Source organism: Nocardia concava NBRC 100430 (assembly GCF_000308815.1).
Classification (GTDB): domain Bacteria; phylum Actinomycetota; class Actinomycetes; order Mycobacteriales; family Mycobacteriaceae; genus Nocardia; species Nocardia concava.
This window is the reverse complement of record NZ_BAFX01000017.1, coordinates 123935-143983: the sequence shown is the minus strand read 5'-3', so window position 1 is coordinate 143983 and position 20049 is coordinate 123935. Positions and strand designations below refer to the sequence as shown.

Sequence of the window (20049 nt, the reverse complement as noted above, 5' to 3'; positions counted from 1 at the left end):
CGGTAGGGGATCCGAACAGCTCTTCGGCTTTCGGATCCCCTACCGGGGCAACGACATTCGCAGCCGCTAGCAGCGACCGCGCTTCCTTATACGAGGAGAGTTCGCGATGACCATCATGGCTCCCGCACACGCTGACACCACGACCGATCCCCGTGACCCGCTGGGCCGGTTGCAACGTTTCTTCGATCCGGGAACCGTGCTCCCGCTGCACCCCCGCGACAAGTCCGGCGTGCTGGCCGCCATCGGTGAGGTCGACGGTGTCCGCACCGTCGCGTACTGCTCCGATGCGACCGTGATGGGCGGCGCCATGGGCGTCGAGGGCTGCAAGCACATCGTCGATGCGATCGATACCGCCATCGAATCCAAGATTCCCGTTGTCGGCCTGTGGCATTCGGGCGGCGCCCGGCTCGCCGAGGGCGTCGAGGCCCTGCACGCCGTCGGCCTGGTATTCGAGGCCATGGTCCGCGCGTCCGGCCAGGTCCCCCAGATTTCCGTGGTGCTCGGCTTCGCCGCCGGTGGCGCCGCCTACGGTCCCGCGCTGACCGATATCGTGATCATGGCTCCGGAAGGCCGGGTCTTCGTGACCGGGCCCGACATCGTGAAGACCGTGACCGGCGAGAGCGTCGATATGGAGACCCTGGGTGGCCCGGTCACCCACGGCAAGAAGTCCGGCGTCTGCCACATCGTCGCCGATGACGAGTCCGACGCCATGCACCGGGCGCGCCGCCTGGTCTCGATGTTCGCCGAGCAGGGCGAATTCGACCTGGCCGCCGCCGCGCACGGCGACGTCGACCTCAAGGCCATGATGCCGGAGTCGGCCAAGCGCGCCTACGACGTCAAGCCGATCATCAACGAGCTGCTCGACAATGTCGACGGCGAAAGCACTTTCGAGGAACTGCAGGGCGGCTACGCCCGCTCCATGGTGGTCGGCCTGGGCCGCCTCGGCGGTCGCACCGTCGGCGTGCTGGCCAACAACCCGATCCGCCTGGGTGGCTGCCTCAACTCCGAGAGCGCCGAGAAGGCCTCGCGTTTCGTGCGGCTGTGCAACGCCTTCGGCATCCCGCTGATCGTCGTCACCGACGTGCCCGGCTACCTGCCCGGCGTCTCGCAGGAGTTCGAGGGCGTGGTGCGCCGCGGCGCGAAACTGCTGCACGCCTTCGCCGAGGCCCGCGTCCCGCGCGTCACCCTGGTGACCCGCAAGATCTACGGCGGCGCCTACATCGCCATGAACGCCCGCGCCCTGGGCGCGACGGCCGTCTACGCCTGGCCCGGTTCGGAAGTCGCCGTCATGGGCGCCAAGGCCGCGGTCGGCATCCTGCACAAGAAGGCCCTCGCGGCCGCTCCCGAGGAGGAGCGCGAGGCCCTGCTCGAGCGCCTCACCGAGGAGCACGAGCGCATCGCCGGCGGCGTCGAGCGCGCCATGGCCATCGGTGTCGTCGACCAGATCGTCGATCCGGCCAAGACCCGCTCCACCATCGCGGCGGCGCTGGCCGCGGCTCCGGCCCGGCCGCAGCACAACAAGAACATTCCGCTGTAACTCGTTACGCGGCAACGCAATAGCGGGCGGCCTCCTCGGAGGCCGCCCGCTTCGCTTTTCCGATGGCCGCCGTGTACAAAACTTACGAAATGCTGGGGATACGGGCTGGTCACCCCGGGGATACGGTGCGTGCCTAGCGTGCGGTCCATGTCTGAGACGTTCGAGGCCGCAGCGGCAGCAGAGGTCGGGGTGGCGGGGGCGCCCCGGACTGCGTGGTATCGCTCGATGTTCGTGCAGTTGCTGGTCGCCGTGGTGGCGGGCATTGTGGTGGGGCGGCTGTGGCCGTGGCTGGGGACGGATCTGAAACCGTTGGGGGACGGGTTCATCAAGCTGATCAAGATGGTGATCGCGCCCATCGTGTTCTGCACGGTGGTGCTGGGGATCGCGCATGTGGGCAACCTGAAGTCGGTGGGGCGGATCGGGGTCAAGGCGCTGATCTACTTCGAGGTGGTGACCACCTTCGCGCTGCTGTTCGGGCTGGCGGTCGGGAATCTGGTCAAGCCGGGCGCGGGATTCAGCATCGATGCGAAGACGCTGGCGACCGGGGCCGATCAGATCGCGAAGACGACGAAGAACGGCGAGCTCCCGCACACCGTCGACTTTCTGATGAATATCATTCCCACCTCGTTCATTTCGGCGTTCGCCGAGAACAAGCTGCTGCAGGTGCTGTTCGTCTCGGTGCTGTTCGGCCTGGCGCTGGCCAAGTTCGGGGAGAACGGGCCGCCGGTGGTGCTGGAGGCCATCGACCATGTCAGCCGGATCCTGTTCATCGTCATCGGCTGGATCATGCGGCTGTCGCCGCTGGGCGCGTTCGGGGCGATGGCGTTCATCATCGGGCAGTACGGGCTGAAAACCCTTGGCACGTACGGGAAGCTGATCGCCTGCTGTTATGGCGCGGCGGTATTGTTCATTCTGGTGCTGGCGGCGATCACGCGGCTGTATGTGGGCGCGAATCTATGGAAGTTCCTGCGCTACATCAAGAATGAGTTGTTCGTGGCGCTGGGCACCGCCTCGACCGAAGTGGTGCTGCCGCGGATCATGACCAAGCTGGTGGACGCGGGCTGCTCGCGCGCGACCACGGGATTGGTTGTGCCCACCGGGTATTCGTTCAATCTCGACGGCGCGACGCTGTATCTGGCGATCTGTGTGCTGTTCCTGTCCCAGGCGCTCGGCGTCGATCTGAGCGTGGGCGAGCAGATCACCGCGCTGCTCACCCTGATGCTGACCTCCAAGGGCATGGCCGGGGTGCCCGGTTCCTCCTTCCTGGCGTTGTCGGCAACGATCAGCGCCATCGGGCACGGGTCGATTCCCGTTGCGGCCGTGGCGATTCTGCTCGGCGCGGACCGGCTCATGGACTCCATGCGGGTGACGGTGAACCTGCTCGGCAACTGTGTCGCCACGCTGGTCGTCGCCAAGTGGGAGGGGCAGTTGGACTCCGAGCGGCTCGCCCGCGTACTCGACGGCAAGCCGGTGGAACCGCTGCCCGACCCTGATCCGATGGCCGACCCGGACTCGATGGCCGACCCGGACTCGATGGCCGATCCGGCGCGGGTGTGAGCGTCAGGCCGGGGGGATGTTGGCGTTGTGGTGGAAGATGTTGTCCGGATCCCAGGTGGATTTGATGGCGGTCAGGCGGGAGTACTTGTCGCCGTAGGACTCTCGCAGCCGGGCCGGATCCTCCTCGGCGAGGAAGTTGACGTAGGTCGCCGAGGAGTTGGCGTACGGGCGCAGAGCGTCCCAGAGGTCGCGGACCCATTGACGTTCAGCGGCGAAATCGGCCGGGTCCGGGGTCATGGCGCTGATGTTGACGACCCAGCAGGGATGACGGGGACCGCTGAAAGCCGTTTCGCCGTCCGGGATTTCGCTGTAGGCGCCGCGCAGCGGGAAGATCGGGACGAGGGTCAGCGGGGAGCTGCGCAGTGGGAAGCGGTCGATGATGGTGGTCAGGACCGCGTTGGACAGGTCGTCGACGTAGAGGGACTTCTCGTAGGCGGGCAGGCCGGGCGGGGTGCCGGCGTCGAACATCTGCTGCAGCGCGGTGTACGGGATCGGGGTGACCAGGTCCCAGGCGGGCGCGGGAGCGGCGTCGCGCAGCGGCTTCACCACCGACTCGAGTTCGGCGGGCGAATCGAAACCGACGATGGCCACGGCGCAGCCCGGCCGGCCCTGATACTGCTCGGGGACGAACGGTTCCGGCGGGCCGCAGACGGCGAAGACCGCCGCGCAATAGCCGGCGGGCAGGTTCTCGATGAGGGCGCGGCCCGCGGCGAGACCCGCGGCGGCGGTATCGGGTGTCCACCACAGCATGGTGAGCTGGGCCAGCGGCGAGAGCTCGTGCAGGGCGAAGGTGAAGGTGGTGACGATGCCGAAATTGCCGCCGCCGCCACGCAATCCCCAATACAGGTCGGGGTTCTCGTCGGGTGAGGCGGTGACGATGCGGCCGTCGGCGGTGACCACCTCGGCGGCGACCAGATTGTCGCAGCTGAGGCCGTGGCGCATGGTGAGCCAGCCCATGCCGCCGCCGAGCGTCAGGCCGCCGATGCCGGTGCTGCTGATGAAGCCGCCGGTGACGGCGAGGGCGTGCGCGGTGGTCGCGGCATCGACCTGGGCCCAGGTCGCGCCGCCGCCGCAGCGGGCCAGCTTGGCGTCCGGGTCGACCGTGACCGAGTCGAGGGCGCGCAGGTCGATCATCATGGCGTCGTTGGCGACCGCGTGGCCCGCGTAGTTGTGGCCGCCGCCGCGCACGGTCAGGTCCAGGCCGAAACGGCGGGCGGCCAGCACCGCGGCGGCCACCCCGGCGGCGCTGGCCGGGCGGACGATGATCCGGGGGCGGCGATCGAAACAGCCGTTCCAAACCTTGCGCGCCTGTTCGTATTCCGCGTCCTCGGGGGTGATCACCACCCCGTCGACCGTCGCGCGCAGCCCCTCGATATCGATTTCCGCAGTGGTCATATCCCGCTCCTTCGGTGTATCCGCCTATCGACAGACGCTCGGTGTCGTGCTGCTCTCCAGTCGTTACGCGCGGCGCGCGGCCGGGGTTCAATTCGCGGGTCGGCGGGCACAGCCCGGGCGTATGGTGGCCTGGCTGGCATTTGGGGCATCGGCGGAGGCGGCATGCGGCTCGATCCGGGGGCGGAGTTCGCGGGGTTCACGATCGAGCGGGTGCTCGGCCAGGGCGGCATGGGCGTCGTGTATCTGGCCCGCAATCCGCGGCTTAACCGACTGGTTGCCCTGAAAGTGCTGGGCGATCTGATCGCCACCGATCCGCGCGGCCGCGCCAAGTTCGAGCGAGAGGCGGCGCTGGCGGCCCGGCTCGAGCATCCGAACATCGTCGCCATCTACGATCGCGCGGGTTCGGAGGCCGAAACTCCGTGGATCTCCATGAAATACGTCCCCGGTGGCGACGTCGCGCAACTGATCGGCAACCGCGGCGGCCCGCTCTCCCCCGACGAGGCCGTCCGCATCCTCACCGACGCGGCGCAAGCCCTCGACCACGCCCACCGCCACGGCATCCTGCACCGCGACGTGAAGCCCGGCAACATCCTCCTCGACCACACCGACACCGGCCGAGACAACTACGGCCACGCCGGGGACCGCGCCGTCCTCACCGACTTCGGCATCGCCCGCGCCCTCGACGACACCCTCACCATGACCGGCACCGCCGCCACCTTCGCCTACGCCGCCCCCGAACGCTTCCACGGCACCCCCGCCGACCACCGCGCCGACATCTACTCCCTCGGCTGCACCTTCTACGAACTCCTCACCGCCACCCAACCTTTCCCCCGCACCGACCAAGCCGCCATCATCGCCGCCCACCTCCACACACCCCCACCCCGACCGACCGCCACCCAACCCACCCTCCCACCCGGCCTCAACGACGTCATCGCCATAGCCATGGCAAAAAGCCCCGAAGACCGCTACCCCACCTGCGCCGCCCTCGCCGACGCCGCCACCAAGGTCCTGACCCGAGCCAGGACATCCCCCACCCCACTCGAAAACCCGCGCACCGCCCCAACTCTCGCCGCCCAACCCCGCCCCGAATTCATCGAAACCCTCCCTCCGGCAACCCTGACACCGCCCGGCAAAACCGCTGCCCCTCCTCCGCCATCGAGCAAACATGCGGCCCCCGACCCGCCTCCCCCGGCCGATCGGCCCGAGCCCTCCGACACGACCGCCGAAGTGCCGGAATCAATTCGCGCCGCCCTGGACAGCCCCCACCCCGAAATCCGCCTCGGAGCCGTCCAAGCCCTGGCCACCCAGCTCTCCTCCGCCGACGCCCGCCGCGCCGACGCCGCCCGAAAAGCCCTCCACCACATAGCCACCCACGACTCCCCGGCCGTAGCATCCGCCGCCCGCGAAGCCCTCGGCGGCGCCTCGACCATGGACAGCCCCCGAATCCCCAAGGACCGCCGTCTCGTCGGCGAACCAATGCCGGATCGCGAAGGCCGCAATGCCCCGGACGAGCAACAGACGACCGGTGAGCAGCAGCCGGGCATCCATTCGGACAGGCCCCAGCAGTCGGACAGGCCCCAGCAGATAGACGATCGGGCCGAGGACCGCCCCGGCTCGATCCGCCGACCAGAGACCGGTGGCGTCGAACCTGCCGGCATGGCAGCCCTCGATACCCCTCCCGCTCAGGGGGATTCGCGATCTGTCCCCGGCCGGGAGGTGACCGGCCAGCGGCCTTCGAGCCGGTGGGCCAGGGGCGCACCACTATTGCGGATCTTGTCCGGGGTGCTCGCTCTCGCGGGCGCGGCGTTGCTCGGTTACTGCTTGTCCAAGCCGCCCGCGGTGGACATCTACTACGACAGTTCCGTCGATCCGCTCGGATACAAGAGCGGCTACTACGTGATGTCGCTGGCGATCGTATCGGCGCTCGCCGGTGCTACGGTCCTGATCCCGCGGATTCGGAAGGAGATCGGCCAAGGCGTGCTCATCGGGCTGTCGGTGGTCGGGGTATGGGCGACCGTCGTGCTCGAGGTCCTCGGCGGTCGGCTGGATAACGGTCACGCCGGTGGCGACCCGACCAAAACCGCCACGGGCTTCACCTTCGCTCTGTTCGGACACTACTTCCTGCTCGCCGCGGGGATAGTCGCGTTCCTCGCGCTCTGGCTGGCCCGGACGCGCGGTATCGGTCTTCGCACTCCCCGTGACGGCCTCTCGATCGCCACCCTGATCCTCGCCGTACTCGCCTGCGCGGCAATCGGAATCACCCACTCGCAGTTCGACGGACGGGCCTTCCTGAGCGATGACTACACGTGGGTGACCATCGCGGCGGCAACCACCGCGGTGGCGCCGATAGCGATGTCGTTCATGAGATCTCGTACCCTGGCGGGCGCGGTCACCATCGGCTGGGCGCTCGGCGGAGTGGCGCTGTGCTTCTTCTTCTACTCGCTGGGCCAGCCCGTCGACGAAACGACCGGCGAGGCCTACGGCGCGAACGGCAGTGCCACCGCGACCCGGCTATTGGCGCTGATCCTGGTCGCGCTCATGGTGATCGGTGTGCTCACCATTTACGGGGATGGGCGACACCGGGCCTCATCAGCTGAGTAGGCGGACCTTGTCGGCGGATTCGTTTTGGCTGGCGCATTCCTGGTAGGGGTTGGGGGTGCCCTGGCGTTCGCCGCAGACCCAGCGGACGGTGTCGACCACCACCGCGATGTCGCCGTTGGATTTCTTGCCGCGTTCGTCGGCGTAGGCGGTGACCACCGAGAGGGCGGTGGGGCAGAAGTCGTTGCCCTTGGCGGTGGCGGCTACTACGGCCAAACCCCAAGGGCCCGTGCCGCAGTGGACGGCTTCCATGCCTGCCGCGGGGAAGGGGGCGGCGGAGGTGGGGGCGGGTTTGGCGGAGGTGGCGGCGGCCGGGGCGTCGGCGGCCTTGGTGGAGTCGTTGCAGGCGGTGAGGGCGAAGGCCGCTGTCAGGGCCAGGGCCGCGCCCGCGATCGCTGTGGTCCGCACGAAAAACCCTCCTCGTCGGCTGCCCCTCCCCTGGGCATTCTGCCCGGTTCGCCGCGATCGCGAAGGTAGGCACGCGCAATTCACGAGACAAGCCCAGCGTGTGGCAACACCGGTCGGTCCGCGTGGCGGCAGAGCTACTACCGAACCAAGGCGAGCAGGTCAGCCGACGTCGCGCCGCAGCCAGGTGACCTCGGCGCCGTCGCCGCCCAAGCGGTAGGGGTCGAGGATGTCGTCCCAGGCGGTGCCGAGGGCGCGGTCGATTTCCGCGGCGATCTCGGCGGCGGAGTTGCGGCCATGGGCGCGGGCCTGGGCGACGATGGCGCGCAGGCGGTTCTCGCCGACCATGATGTCGCCGCTGGCGCCGGTCGCGCCGTTCCAGAGGCCGAGGCCGGGGACGAAGGAGAAACGCTCGCCGTCGACGCCCTCGCTGGGATCCTCGGTCACCTCGAAATAGAGCACGGGCCAATCCCGCAATGCTCTGGCTAATCTGCCTCCGGTACCGACCGGGCCGTACCAATCGGTGGTGGCGCGCAGCTGTCCCGGATCGGCGGGCTGTGCCGTCCAGCGGAGTTTCGCGGGAGCCTTGAGCGTGGAGGTCAGGGCCCATTCGATGTGCGGGCACAGCGCCGCCGGCGACGAATGGATATAGACGACCCCAGACGTCGCTTCCGCGAACTGACTAGACGCGTGCACCACTGACACCTCCGGCTCGACGAGGGACGTCTTCCCCAACGGCCCCTGCTCGAGCTCGGCGTTGCCCGAGTTTACTGGAGTGCCCGGTGTTGCGTGTGTTACTTAATGCCCGTGTCGGGGTCTACCCAAACTCCGCGATCACGGCATCGCTGAGGGGTGGCCAGGCCACGCGGGCCCAATCACCGAAATTTTCGTCCGCGAGCGCTAGACACGCCATGCCGACGTCCGGATCGACCCAGAGGAATGTCCCGGACTGCCCGAAGTGCCCGAAAGTGCGCGGCGAGTTCGCGCTACCGGTCCAGTGCGGAATCTTGTGGTCGCGAATTTCGAATCCCAGCCCCCAGTCGTTGGGTCGCTGCGAACCGTATCCGGGCAGCACGCCATTGCGATCCGGGAATTGCACTGTGCTTGCTTCGGAAACCAATTCGGCACTCACGACCACCGGTTCCAGCAATTCTCCGGCGAACCGCAATAGATCTGCGACCGAGGAGCGGCCGGCATGCCCGGCCGGACCGACCAGCGCCGAGGAGCTCATGCCCAGCGGCTCGAAGACGGCCTCGCGCAGGTACTGATCGAACGGGATACCGGTCTGTGCCGCAACGAAATCCGCGAGCACCTCGAACCCGGCGCTGGAGTAGATGCGCTTGGCGCCCGGCTCGGCCAGCACGTCGGTGGTGTCGAAGGCGAGCCCGGAGGTGTGCGCCAGCAGGTGCCGCACGGTGGACCCGGGTGGCCCGGCGGGCTGGTCGAGCTCGATCGCGCCCTCCTCGACCGCGACCAGAACCCCGTACGCCACAAGCGGTTTGGTCACCGAGGCGAGGGGGAAGACCTTCGCGGTGTCGCCCTCGGTGTCCACCACGCCCTTGCCCCGCACGACGACACCCGCCGCCGCGTTCCGGACCGGCCACTGTCGGAGTTGTTCCAGCGCTCGCACGCCATCGAGCCTACGAGCCCGGGCAAACCACCCGGTACCGGGGTCGCCGCGCTACGAATGCACTTCCGGCGCAGCCACTTCGACGGCGGCGGCCCGGTTCAGCGCCGAGCGGCGGCGGCCGTAGCCGAAGTACACGACCAGTCCGACCGCCGACCACAGCGTGAAGGCCAGCCAGGTCACACCCGGCAGGTGGATGAGCAGCCACACGCACATGAGCACGCCGCACACCGGCACCAGCGGCACCAGCGTGCGGAACGAGCGCGGGAGATCGGGCTTGGTGCGGCGCAGCACCAGCACGCCGATGTTCACCAGCGCGAAGGAGACCAGCGTGCCGATATTGGTGGCGTTCACCAGTTCTCCGAGCGGAATCAGCGCCGAGAGCACGGCCACCACGCCGCCGACGATCAGCGTGTTGACCGTCGGCACCCGCTTCTGCCCGACCCGGGAGAGCACCTTGGGCATGAGCCCGTCGCGCGACATGGCGACCAGGATGCGGGTCTGCCCGTACAGCACGGTCAGCACGACCGAGGCGATGGCGATGACCGCGCCGCCCGCGAGGATGGTGGCGGGCCACCCGCGCCCGGTGACCTGTTCCAGCACGGTCGCCAGTGACGCCCCCGAGCTGCTCACATCGTCCACGCCGACCGCGCCGACGGCGGTGAGCGCCACCAGCACGTACATCAGCGTCACGATGCCGAGCGAAATGATGATGGCGCGCGGCAGATCTCGCTGCGGGTTCTTGGCCTCCTCGCCCGCGGTGGAGGCGGCGTCGAAGCCGATGAACGAGAAGAACACCATGGACGCGGCAGCGCCGATGCCGGAGACGCCGTAGGGCGAGAAGGGGTGCAGATTCGAGGAGGTGAACGCGGTGACCGCCACGCACACGAAGAAGATCAGCACCGCGATCTTGATCATGGTGGTGATCGTGGTGACCCGCGAGCTCTCGCGAATCCCGCCCAGTAGCACCACGGTCGCGAGCACCACGACGATGAACGCGGGCAGATTGAACACCCCGCCCTCGCCGGGCGGCTGCGCCAGCACATCCGGAATCCGCCAGCCGACGGTCGATCCCAGGAATTCGTTGAGGTACGCACCCCACCCCACGGCCACCGCCGCGACCGAGACGCCGTACTCGAGCAGCAGGCACCAGCCGCACACCCAGGCCACGATCTCGCCCAGCGTCGCATAGGTATAGGAGTAGGCCGACCCGGACACCGGCACGGCACTGGCGAGTTCGGCATACGACAGCGCCGAGAACAGCGCGGCCAGTGCGGCGATCACGAAGGAGACGACCACGGCGGGCCCGGCCAGCGGCGCGGCCTCGCCGAGCACGACGAAGATGCCGGTGCCCAGGGTCGCGCCGACCGACAGCGAGATCAGAGGAATCAGGCCCATGCTGCGGCGCAGTGCGGTGTGCTCGCCGTCGGCTTCGATCTGTTCTACGGGCTTGACGCGCAGCAATGTCGAGGTAATCCGTGGGATTCCGGGCATGTACGGCCACGCTACCTGCTCAGAGGTGCATTCCACCCATCAGGGTGTCGTGTCACGGCTATTCGCAGAACCCTCAGTTATGTACTGGCGTCGCAGCCGTGCACTGGGCGATCACGCGGCCTGGCGCGGTTGCCGGTACCGGTTACGATCGGTCACATCATGAGTGAGCAGGTCACGATCCACGGCGAGGTGGACGCGGGCTTCGGCCCGGTCGCCGACGCGTTCCGCCGCAACTTCACCCGGCACGGCGAAATCGGTGCGGCCGTGGCCGTATTCGACGGGGACCGGCCGGTGGTGGATCTGTGGGCGGGGCATCGCGATCGCAAGCGGCGGGTGGCATGGGAGCGCGACACCATGGCCCCGGTGTTCTCCTCCACCAAGGGCATGGCCGCGTTCGTGATGGCGTGGACGGTGTCGCAGGGGCTGCTCGACTACGAGGACCCGGTGGCCCTGCATTGGCCGGAGTTCGCCGCGCACGGCAAGGAGTCGGTCACCGTGCGGCAGCTGCTGGACCATCAGGCGGGCGTGCCCGCGCTGGATCGGGTGCTGCGGCTCGAGGATGTAGCCGATCTGGACGGCACGGCCACCGTGCTCGCCGAGCAGAAACCGTTGTGGCGGCCCGGAACTCGGCACGGCTACCACCCCATCACCGCCGGGTTGTATCAGCGCGAGCTGGTCCGCCGCGTCGATCCGCGGCACCGCACGCTGGGCCGCATCTTCGCCGAGGAGTTCGCCGCACCGCTGGGCCTGGACTTCCATATCGGTCTGCCCGAAGACGTTTCGATGGATCGCATTGCCGCCATGTCGGCCACCGAGGGCCTGGATGTGCTGCGTTACGAGCGAGATCTGCCGGTGCGCATCGGAATTCAGCTCTACAGCAAGCGCGGTCTGTCCTATCGGTCGCTCAACAGCCCGCGCATGGGGGCGGCCGCCCGCGCGGCCCGGCGCGAATTCCTCGCGGTGGAGAGCCCGGGTCACGGCGGCGTCGGCACCGCCCGCGCACTGGCTCGCGTCTACGGCGCGGCCGCCGCGCGCACCGGCGAGCTCCCCATCGAGCGAGAGCTGCTGGATCGCCTGGCCGCCGCGGACACCGCCGACGATGTACCCGCCGAGGATCTGGTGCTGCTCACCCCCAGCCGCTACCACCTGGGCTTCCGCAAGTCCCGCGGCAGTTTCCGTTTCGGTTCCGACAAGCGCGCCTACGGCACCACCGGCTACGGCGGCTCGTTCGGATTCGCCGATCCGGCAACGGGTCTCGGCTTCGGCTATGTGATGAACCGCCTGGGCATGGCGGTGCTCGACGACGTCCGCTCCCGCAATCTGCGTGAGGCCCTGCTTCGCTGTAGCTGATCGCCCGCCGGATTATCCGCGGACGTCGTGCACGTGGTGCACGAGGTCGTGGATGAAATAGCGAGCCATCGAGTCGATGGTGAACGCGGACCCGTTGCTGCGCAGCGCCGCCTTGTCGCGCTCGCCCACGGGCACGGATTCGAAGGCGCGGGCGACGGTTTCGGCGGCGGCAGCGAGTTCGGTGGCCACGATGGCGGTTTCAGCGGCGGCGTAGTTCTCGGCCACGGCCGTCACGTCCTGATCCCAGTTGGCGAACATGGGAATCCCGTTGTCCCCCACCGTGACCGTGGTGTCGTAGCCGCCGATCACCGGCCCCGGCCGGACGGACCCGGTGCGGGCGATGTCGAGTCGGTGACCGAAGATCCGGCACACGTCGCGGACGTGGGCGGCGTACTCCAGGGTCGACCAGGTGGAGTCGTCGGGGCGCTGGGCCGCGTCCGGTCGTTCCAGGGCGACGGCCAAGCGGGCCGCGCTGTCGCGGGTCAACCCCGGCACGGCCTCGAAGGCGGTGGCGGCGGGGTCGAATCCGCAGTCGGCGCAGGCGCGTTCGAGCACCCAGGTCCAGTCTTTGGCATCAGGAACGATCGGCATGGCAGATAACCTACTGTGGCATTAATTTATCTGCCACAAATATTCTGCCAACTGCCGCCAAGATGGCGACACGTTTGCTGTCACTCCATCCAGCGGTGCGCCTTCTCGAACAGTTCGAGGGTGATGGCGTGCAGGAAGTCGCCGACCTGCTTGGGGGCCTTGCCCGCGAAGGCGCGGGCGTGCGTGCCCTCCAGCACGATGCCCAGCTTGAAACAGGCCAGCACGCTGTACCAGGTGACGTGGCTCAGGTCGCGCTCGGAGAACTGCCCGTAGTGGGCGACCATCTCCTCGATCGTGGGCAGGCCGCCCACCGCGCCGAGCGAGCCAACCAGCGCCGCGCCGGTGGTGCCGGGCTCGGGGCGGGTGGCGATCTGCCAGCCCAGATCCAGCAGCGGGTCGCCGATGGTCGACATCTCCCAGTCGACCATGGCCACCACCTCGGGGCCGTCGAAGGAGAACATCATGTTGGCCAGGTGGCAGTCGCCGTGCAGGATGCCGGGTTTCGCGGTGGTGGGGCGGTTGCGGTCGAGCCATTCGCCGACCTTCTCCACGCCCGGGATCTGCGGGCCGGGGTAGCCCTCGTTGACGCCGTAGGAGTCGAGTTCCTTGAGCCAGCGCGGCACCTGGCGTTCCAGGAAGCCCTCCGGCTTGCCGTAGTCGGCCAGGCCGAGCGCCTCGTGGTCGAGGGAGCCGAGACGGGCGATGGCCTCTACGGCCGAGAGTCCCATCCGCCGGCGCACTTCCGGGTCGGAGGCGTGCAGCTCGGGGAGTTCGTTCTGCGGGTTGAAGCCGGTGATGGGCTCCATCAGATAGAAGGACGCGCCGAGCACGGACTCGTCGGGGCAGGCGGCGATCACCTTCGGCGCGCGGATCTCGGTGTCGCCGAGCGCGCCGAGGATGCGGGATTCGCGCTGGATGACCGTGTTGCTGGCCGAGCGCAGATGCTTGGGCCCGCGCCGCAGCACGTAGTCGCGACCGCCCCGGGAGAAGCGCAGCATGATGTTCTGGGTGCCGCCGCCGAGCGGCCGCACCTCCTCGAACTCCCCGCCGGGCAAGCCCTGCTCTTCCATCCATTTGCCGACAATGGCGAAATCGACGACGTCACGATCCACTTCGACCGGCTGCGCTACAGACATGCCGCCCATTGTGCCGTAGGCCGCACGAGAAACTGAAGGCGTCCGCCCGCAGTAGTGGCGCGGGCCTCGTTCACCCAGGTCGCGGCGCGGTGTTCCGGGGGCGCAGGCGTAATGTTGCCGAGCAAATGCGCACCCTGTTGATCGACAACTACGACTCGTTCACCTACAACCTGTATCAGCTGATCAGCCAGGTGAACGGGAGCGAGCCCGTGGTCGTGCGTAATGACGAGGTGGCCACGCTCGAGGAGTTGGGGCTCGACGGATTCGACAACATCGTCATCTCACCCGGGCCGGGGCGGCCCGATATTTCCCGCGACTTCGGGATCTCAGCGGAATTGATCGCGCGGGCGGAGTTGCCGTTGCTGGGTGTGTGCCTGGGGCATCAGGGGATCGTGATCGCGGCGGGCGGGAGCGTGGTGGCCGCGCCGCGGGCCCGGCACGGGTATCCGGATCGGATCACGCATGACGGGCGGGAGTTGTTCGCCGGTGTGCCGCAGGACTTCTCGGCGGTGCGGTATCACTCGCTGTGCGCGGGGCGGCCGCTGCCGGAGGAGTTGGAGGTCACCGCGACCGCGCCGGACGGGGTGATCATGGGGGTACGGCATCGGAGTCGGCCGCAGTGGGGTGTGCAGTTCCATCCGGAGTCGATTTCGAGTGAGCACGGTGAACTGCTGCTGCGGAATTTCGCATCCCTGACCGCCGAATGGCACCGTCCACCCCGTCATCGTCCACCCCGTCATTCCGGCGTGCTTTTGGCCGGAATCCACGACGCGACGGTGGATCCCGGCCAAAAGCATGCCGGGATGACGGGGGAAGTCACCGGGATGACGGGTGGGGACTCAGTCCGCTATTCGGTCGAGCAGACGGTGATCGAGCGCGCGGTCGACACCGAGGCCGTGTTCGATGCCCTGTATTCGACCTCCCCGCATGCCTTCTGGCTGGACAGCGAGCACGTGGAGCCCGGCCTGGATCGCTTCTCCTTCCTCGGCGACGCGTCCGGCCCACTGGCCGAGGTGGTGCGCTACCGAGTCGGCCTCGGCCATGTCGAGATCGAATCCGCGACCGGGCACCGCACCGTGCCGGGTGGGGTCCTCGACTATCTATCCGCCGAGCTACGCCGCCGCGAGATCGACTTCCCGGATGTGCCTTTCGATTTCGCAGGCGGCTATGTCGGCTATCTCGGCTACGAGATGAAGGTCGACTGCGGCGCGCAAGCGGTGCACCACGCCCCCGCACCCGATGCGCAGTGGATCTTCGCCGACCGCCTGATCGTGGTCGATCACGAGGCGGGACGCACCCACCTGCTGGCCTTGTCCGAGCCGGAATCCGCTGCCGCCAGCCAGGATTGGCTCGCCGCCACCCGGGCAATCGTGGAAACCCTTCCGACCTGGGAGAATCCGGCCCCGCTCGAACTGCATATGGACGAGGCGACGGTCGCCCCCTTCCTGACCCGCGGCCGCGACCGCTATCTCGCCGATGTCGCCGCCTGCCAGGTGCAGCTGCTCGCTGGCGAGTCCTACGAAATCTGCATCACTGACAGCGCCTATCCCCCGGGCGACGCCGATGGTCTGACCGTCTACCGCACCCTGCGCCGCAGCAACCCGGCCCCCTACGCCGCCTTCCTGCGCTTCGCCGACCTGGAGGTGGCCTGCTCCTCCCCCGAGCGCTTCCTCAAGGTGGACCGCCACCGCACGGTGGAAAGCAAACCCATCAAGGGCACCGCCCCGCGCGGCCATACCCCCGACGAAGACGCCGCCCTAGCAGCCGAATTGGCCCGCAACCCCAAAACCCGCGCCGAAAACCTCATGATCGTCGACCTGCTCCGCAACGACCTCGGCCGCGTCTGCGAAATCGGCTCCGTCCACGTCCCCCACCTGATGGCCGTCGAGACCTACACGACCCTCCACCAACTGGTCTCCACCGTCCGAGGCACCCTCCGCCCCGGCCTCTCCGTAATCGACTGCCTCCGAGCCTGTTTCCCCGGCGGCTCCATGACCGGCGCCCCCAAACTCCGTACCCTGGAGATCATCGACACCCTCGAAACCGAAGCCCGCGGGATCTACTCCGGCACCATCGGCTTCCTGGGCCTCAACGGCACAGCCGACCTGAACATCGTCATCCGCACCGCAGTCCGCCACAACGGCCACTGGCGAGTCGGCGCAGGCGGCGCAATAGTCCTCGACTCCGACCCCGCCGACGAATACCGCGAAATGCTCTGGAAGGCAGCCGCACCCCTGCGCGCCCTCCCGGGCCTGGCCGCCGAACCGCGGACCCCGCTGCCGTCTCGCGGCTAGCAGTCCTCTACTTGCGGCCGGGGCGACGGGGCTTGTCCTCGACCGGCTCGGATTCGGCGGGTTGGGCTTTGGTGAAGCGGCCGAGCAGGGAGATGCCGGGGAGTTTGTCCAGGCGGGTGAAGACCTCTTCACCCAGGGCGGTGAGGGATTCGAGGCGGGTGAGCATCTTGTCGTAGGCGACGAAGGCGGGTTCGGCCAGGGCGAGGGTGCGGTCCAGGCGGTCGATGGTGGCGTTGAGGCGGTTGACGGCGGTGGTGAGGTTCTCGATCAGGTCCGGGAGTTGGGCGGCCAGTTGGATGGAGGCGGGTGGGAGGCGGACCGCGGTGTCGAAGGCCGTGGTGGCGGTGACCTGGGCTGAGTCGAGGGCTTGGCCGGCCGCGTTCTGGGCGGCTTCGACGGCGGCCTGGGCGGCGGCGAGGATGTCGCCGGCGGTGGGGACGCGCGGGGTGGTGGGTTTGGGGCGGGGGGACGGGTTTTGGCGGCCGGAGCCTTTGGGGGTGGTCATGTGTCTACTGTGCCGGAGAATTTCCGGATTCTGGTGGAGGGATGGTCGCGATCTCCTGTCGGTGGGTCGTGGCATCATTCGGGCACGATGAAACTGACCAAAGGCGGGCATACGGCGGTTCCGACATCGCTTCTGACGGTGGTGCTTTCGTGGCGGTCGGCGCACCGGGTGCGGGCGCAGGCAGTGCTGGTGGGCGACCACGGGCGGGTGCGGTCGGAGCGGGACTTCGTGTGGTTCGACGCGCCCCGGCACGTATCGCAGGCGGTGACGGTGGATCGGGAGCCCGAGGCCGGGACGGCGCGGCTGTCGGTGTCCTTGCCGCGCACCGGGTCCGAGGTGGCGGGGATCGTGGTCATCGGGTCGGTGGAGGGGAGTTTCGCCGAGGTCGCGGGGTTGCGGCTGACCGTCTTCGATCATGACCGGGCAGTCGCTTGGTATGACGTGGAGGCGCCAGAGCGGGTTCCGGCCATGGTGCTGGGCGAGTTCTCGCGCACCGAAGATCCGGGCGGGGACGAGATTTCGAGTGATGGCTGGGAGTTCCGGGCATTGAGCGACGGGGGCGTCAGCCTCGCCGGGCTGGTGCGCGAGTTCGGGGTGCGGATCGATCCGGCCCGCGCCCACGCACCGGAGCCGCGGCGCACCCCGCCGCCGCCGAATGCCGAACGCGCGGACTGGCATCCGGACCCGCGCGATCCGGCCCGCCTGCGCTGGTGGGACGGCGCCACCTGGACCGCCTCGACTCGCCCGGTCACGCCGCAGGATTCGCGCCACTGCCCGCGCTGCGGCGCACCCCGCCGACGCCTGCTGGGCGCGGCGGCCGGACTGTTCGGCTCCTCCCCGCTGTGCCGCGAATGCGCCACCGAGACAGCCGAATACCTGCGTGCCTGGCTCCCCCGCGCCGAGCGCACCCTGCGCGGCCTCGACCCCGCCGACGATTGGGAGACCCACTGGGCCGCCCTGCGCTTCCAGCGCATAGACCGTGCTCCGGCCCTCGATCTGCTGCGCCCGGTGGCCCACGACCATCTGGAACGCCTGGTGGCCTTCACTTTCGCCGACGGCGTGGTCGAACAGGCCGACCTGGAGGACTTCGAGGACACCGTCGCCGAGCTGTCCCTGACCGGCCCGCTCATCGAGGACCTGCGCCGCCGCGTGCACCGCGGCCGCATGCTCACCCGCCTGCGCTCGGGTGAACTCCCCCTGGCCCAGACCACCGGCCTGCACCTGGACCCCGACGAACGCGTGCACCTCGATATCCCCGCCGCCCACATCCGCCACCTGGCCCGCGGCCCCAAGCGCACCGAGGGCCGCCTCATTGTCAGCAATCGCAAGCTCCGCTTCACCGGCTCCGACGCGGGCACCGAAATGCCCTGGGCCCGAGTGGTTTCGGTGATCTCGACCGATGGCCTGGTCGAGGTCGCCGCCACCTCCGCGAGGGGCGGCGCGCTGCTCGAGGTCGCCGACCCCGACTTCGTCGCCGCCGCCATGGAGGGCGCTCTCCGCATCGCCAAACGCCTGGCCCTCACCCCCGGCCGCCGCGACACCCGCACCATCCCGCCGGACGTCAAGGCCGTCGTCTGGCAGCGCGACGGCGGTAAATGCGTCGAATGCGGTGACAGCCACTACCTCGAATTCGACCACATCATCCCGATCAGCCGCGGCGGCGCGACCAGTCCCGCCAACCTGCAGATCCTGTGCCGCGGCTGCAACCGCACCAAGGGCACCCACATCTGACCCCGCTTGTGTGAAACGGACGCATCCAACCGCAGAGACGCGCGACGAATCCCGGAATGTGGCGAATCCGACGCCATGCGATGAATCATGTTGAGCGGCAGTCGGTGTGGTTCTAGCGTCCGAGGGAAGCGCGGCGAGTCAGGAGATCGACATGCAGGTAGCGGTGGTCGGCGGAACCGGAACATTGGGCGTCCCGGTGGTTCTCGATCTGGTCTCCCGGGGCCACACGGTGCGCGTCCTGAGCCGATCCGCGCCCGCCGAACCCGTGCCCGGCACCGAGCACCACCCGGTCGATCTGGCCACCGGCGCGGGTCTCGACGCCGCTTTGGAGGGCGTCCACACGGTCGTCGATACCGCGAATCACCGCAGCCTGCGCAGCGCCCGGGTCATGGTCGAGGGCGTCCGCACCCTGTTGGCCGCCGAGCAGCGCGCCAAAGTGGGCCACCACGTCGAGATTTCGATAGTCGGCTGCGATCAGGTCCCTTTCTCCTACTACCGCACCAAGGTCGCCCAGGAACGACTGGTCACCCAGGGCCCGATCCCCTGGACCCTCCTGCGCGCCACCCAATTCCACGATCTCATCGACGAAATCCTCGGCGCCGCAGCCAAGTTCCGCATTTCCCCGCGCGGCTCCATGCTCTTCCAGCCGATCGACACCGCCGCCGTGGCCACCCGGCTGGCCGACGCCGTCGAATCGGGCCCCTCCGGCCGCCTCCGCGACATCGGCGGCCCGGCCGTCCAATCCCTGGCCGCCCTGGCCGATCTCCGCCGCCGCGCCCTCGGCCAGCCCCTGCTCCCGCTCCCCATCCCGCCCGTCGGCCGAGCCATCCGCCGAGTGCGCAACGCCGCGCTCTGTCTCGACAACGCTGGCGAGACCCTGTCTTTCGACTACTCCGAATGGCTCCACCGCCGCTATTCCTAGCCGCCGTTCCAATCTGATTCCATCGTCGCCGAGCCGCCGACCCCCGGCCATCCGGAATCCCCCGGAGAATCCCCGGATTCCGGTGCCGCCGGTCCCTAGCGCATGACGCGCAGAACCGTCGGTTCGGCGCAGAACTGGGTGGTGGCCTGGACGAGCGTGAGTCCGGTCCGCGGCAGCCCGCCATTGTCGGTGACCGTGCACTGACTGCCGCCGATGTGTCCCGTGCCGTCGTCGAGGAAGTGGACCTCGGCCGTGACCAAGGGGGTCAGCTGGTCGCCGGTGAACGTCCAGAACTCGATCTTCCAGAGTTCGTAGCTGTCCCGGGCGGTGACGGCCACGTAGTTGGCGGCGGTGGTGTCGAGGCCGATGCCCGCCAGCTCCCCGGCGCGGGTGAAGCGGGTCGAGTCGCCGGTGGCGCGGTAGATGAGATAGCGGGTGTTGGAGGTGGCCAGCATGATCGGGATGATCAGCTCGTCGCGGCCGTCGTTGTCCAGATCGCGCAGGCGCGGTTCCGTGGTGCCCACGGACTGCTCGGTCATGGTCTGTAGTTGTTCACCGGTCGGGTCCAGAACCGTCAGGACGACCGAGGACTGCTGGCCGGTGCCGGTGTGGTGGACCTCGACAGTCAGCCCGGCCGGGTCGCGCGACTGCAGATAGCAGTCGGGAGGGGTTGCGGTGGTGGCGATGTCACCGCAGGGCGGCAGGTCGGAGACGGGCGGCGGCGGGGGCGAGGTCACGGGGGCGCGCTCGACGCTGGCCGGATTGCCGGACCTGGGGTTGGTCGCGGGGTGCTGCGTGCAACCGGCCGCCGCGAGTGCTGCGGCGGCCAGGATCACGACCGCGAGTTTCCTCCCCATGCAAGCGAGGATAGCGACGAATCGCCCAGCAACCCGCAACGAAACAGGAC

16 protein-coding genes are annotated in these 20049 nt (G+C 68.8%); 7 read left to right on the top strand and 9 right to left on the bottom strand.

What is annotated here, in order from left to right:
• Window positions 1-106: 106 nt before the first annotated feature.
• Together ON43_RS05045 and dctA are read left to right on the top strand one after the other, a co-directional pair.
• Window positions 107-1537 carry an acyl-CoA carboxylase subunit beta gene (locus ON43_RS05045; RefSeq protein WP_040804018.1) on the top strand — a complete coding sequence of 477 codons (1431 nt, stop codon included), beginning with the start codon at window positions 107-109 and terminating at the stop codon, window positions 1535-1537.
• A gap of 147 nt (window positions 1538-1684) precedes the next feature.
• A complete protein-coding gene (gene dctA, locus ON43_RS05040) occupies window positions 1685-3094 on the top strand; it encodes a C4-dicarboxylate transporter DctA (protein ID WP_051177910.1) in 1410 nt (469 codons plus the stop codon).
• A 3-nt stretch (window positions 3095-3097) separates the two neighbouring features.
• On the opposite strand, the gene ON43_RS05035 is transcribed toward dctA, so the two are convergent.
• The gene (locus tag ON43_RS05035; protein ID WP_040804014.1) at window positions 3098-4489 is read right to left on the bottom strand and encodes an FAD-binding oxidoreductase; all 1392 of its coding nucleotides are present in this window, start codon (window positions 4487-4489) and stop codon (window positions 3098-3100) included.
• A gap of 162 nt (window positions 4490-4651) precedes the next feature.
• Between ON43_RS05035 and ON43_RS42150 the strand changes: the two genes are divergently transcribed.
• Window positions 4652-7090: a serine/threonine-protein kinase gene (locus ON43_RS42150; protein WP_051177909.1), complete on the top strand. Its 2439-nt coding sequence runs from the start codon at window positions 4652-4654 to the stop codon at window positions 7088-7090.
• On the opposite strand, the gene ON43_RS05025 is transcribed toward ON43_RS42150, so the two are convergent.
• From ON43_RS05025 to ON43_RS05010, 4 genes are all read right to left on the bottom strand, one after another.
• Complete coding sequence (locus ON43_RS05025) at window positions 7079-7495, bottom strand: hypothetical protein (protein ID WP_040804012.1); 417 nt, start codon at window positions 7493-7495, stop codon at window positions 7079-7081. The genes ON43_RS42150 and ON43_RS05025 overlap by 12 nt on opposite strands.
• A 159-nt stretch (window positions 7496-7654) precedes the next feature.
• Complete coding sequence (locus ON43_RS05020) at window positions 7655-8188, bottom strand: DUF3145 domain-containing protein (protein WP_040804128.1); 534 nt, start codon at window positions 8186-8188, stop codon at window positions 7655-7657.
• 121 nt (window positions 8189-8309) lie between these two features.
• Window positions 8310-9122, bottom strand: a complete 813-nt coding sequence (locus ON43_RS05015) for a serine hydrolase domain-containing protein (protein WP_040804011.1) — start codon at window positions 9120-9122, stop codon at window positions 8310-8312.
• 51 nt (window positions 9123-9173) lie between these two features.
• Window positions 9174-10613, bottom strand: coding sequence for an amino acid permease (locus tag ON43_RS05010; RefSeq protein ID WP_040804008.1), 1440 nt, complete (start codon window positions 10611-10613; stop codon window positions 9174-9176).
• Between the two features lie 159 nt (window positions 10614-10772).
• Here ON43_RS05010 and ON43_RS05005 point away from each other — a divergent pair, with 159 nt between their 5' ends.
• Window positions 10773-11963: a serine hydrolase domain-containing protein gene (locus ON43_RS05005; protein ID WP_040804006.1), complete on the top strand. Its 1191-nt coding sequence runs from the start codon at window positions 10773-10775 to the stop codon at window positions 11961-11963.
• A 12-nt stretch (window positions 11964-11975) separates the two neighbouring features.
• Here ON43_RS05005 and ON43_RS05000 read toward each other — a convergent pair whose 3' ends face one another.
• Complete coding sequence (locus tag ON43_RS05000; RefSeq protein WP_040804002.1) at window positions 11976-12554, bottom strand: hypothetical protein; 579 nt, start codon at window positions 12552-12554, stop codon at window positions 11976-11978.
• Window positions 12555-12634: 80 nt separating this feature from the next.
• Window positions 12635-13699, bottom strand: a complete 1065-nt coding sequence (locus ON43_RS04995) for a phosphotransferase family protein (protein WP_083913164.1) — start codon at window positions 13697-13699, stop codon at window positions 12635-12637.
• Window positions 13700-13815: 116 nt separating this feature from the next.
• Between ON43_RS04995 and pabB the strand changes: the two genes are divergently transcribed.
• Window positions 13816-15984, top strand: a complete 2169-nt coding sequence (pabB, locus tag ON43_RS04990) for an aminodeoxychorismate synthase (protein ID WP_040804000.1) — start codon at window positions 13816-13818, stop codon at window positions 15982-15984.
• Window positions 15985-15991: 7 nt separating this feature from the next.
• Here pabB and ON43_RS04985 read toward each other — a convergent pair whose 3' ends face one another.
• Window positions 15992-16489, bottom strand: coding sequence for a hypothetical protein (locus ON43_RS04985; RefSeq protein ID WP_051177908.1), 498 nt, complete (start codon window positions 16487-16489; stop codon window positions 15992-15994).
• Window positions 16490-16576: 87 nt separating this feature from the next.
• On the opposite strand from ON43_RS04985, the gene ON43_RS04980 reads away from it, so the two are divergent.
• On the top strand, window positions 16577-18220 hold the full coding sequence (locus tag ON43_RS04980; protein ID WP_040803998.1) for an HNH endonuclease: 1644 nt from the start codon (window positions 16577-16579) through the stop codon (window positions 18218-18220).
• Between the two features lie 151 nt (window positions 18221-18371).
• The gene (locus ON43_RS04975; RefSeq protein ID WP_040803996.1) at window positions 18372-19142 is read left to right on the top strand and encodes an SDR family oxidoreductase; all 771 of its coding nucleotides are present in this window, start codon (window positions 18372-18374) and stop codon (window positions 19140-19142) included.
• A gap of 95 nt (window positions 19143-19237) precedes the next feature.
• Here the strand turns inward: ON43_RS04975 and ON43_RS04970 are convergent, their stop codons facing one another.
• Window positions 19238-19999 carry a hypothetical protein gene (locus ON43_RS04970; protein ID WP_157513903.1) on the bottom strand — a complete coding sequence of 254 codons (762 nt, stop codon included), beginning with the start codon at window positions 19997-19999 and terminating at the stop codon, window positions 19238-19240.
• Window positions 20000-20049: the final 50 nt, after the last annotated feature.